General features: G+C 57.2%; 1 protein-coding gene and 1 pseudogene. Both read right to left on the reverse strand.

Annotated elements, in window-relative coordinates; all coding sequences use genetic code 11:
• A pseudogene (locus LH51_RS18375) lies at positions 1-321 on the reverse strand (xanthine dehydrogenase molybdopterin binding subunit); the annotation flags it as partial.
• Positions 305-852 (reverse strand): FAD binding domain-containing protein (locus LH51_RS18380; RefSeq protein WP_036525090.1); only part of this gene is annotated, 548 nt, incomplete at its 5' end. The gene LH51_RS18380 and the pseudogene LH51_RS18375, both read right to left, overlap by 17 nt.

Consider the following 852-nt stretch of genomic DNA (forward strand, 5'->3'; position numbering starts at 1 on the left):
AATGTCGCTTTGGGTCAAAACAGGGTCGCCAGGGAACACCGGGCCAATATCGGTATGGCCGGGTACATCGTCCAGTGTCAGCAGGGCGACTACCCCCGGTGCCGCCGCAACGGTCGTCATATCAAGCGAACGGATGTGCCCTTTGGCGATTCGGCTGCCGATAACCGCGGCATAGAGAGTGCCCTGGGGCTCAGCGATATCATCCACATAACGTGCCGTTCCCATGACATGCTGTCGGGCACTATCATGAGGTACGGTTGTTCCTACACCGCCGAGTGATTTTTCAGCCAGTTGTGGATGGGCTTCAGTCAGTGTGCGCATGATAACTCACCTCCAGTGATGACTGGCCCTGATATTCCAGGGCAGCCCGCAGCAATAAGTTGCTGGCGCTGCGTAATCGGTATTCAGCACTGGCACGGACATCGCTGAGCGGGGTAAAGTCTGAGGCTAACGCCATCTGAGCAGCATATATCCCTTCAGGCGTTAAGGGCTGGCCGATCAGCGCGGCTTCTGCCTGGTAAGCACGTGCCGGTGTTGCTGCCATACCACCAAAACCCAGTCGGGCGCTGACAATCCGGCCCTGATCCAGCTGTAAGTGCATCGCCAGACACACCGCCGAGATATCATCATCCAGGCGCTTGGATAATTTGTAGATACGCAAGAAACTGTCTGGCTGCAGGCGCGGCAGAATCAACGCTTCAATAAAGCCGCCAGGGGGTAAGCGGGTTTGTCGGTAACCGCTAAAGAACTCACTGATCGGCATGTCGATTACTCCCGCGGCATCGCGGATACGCAATTGGGCGTCCAGAGCCAGCAGCACGGGTGGCATATCACCGATCGGTGAGGCATTGG

The sequence above is a fragment of the Nitrincola sp. A-D6 genome, from assembly GCF_000764495.1.
GTDB lineage: Bacteria > Pseudomonadota > Gammaproteobacteria > Pseudomonadales > Balneatricaceae > Nitrincola.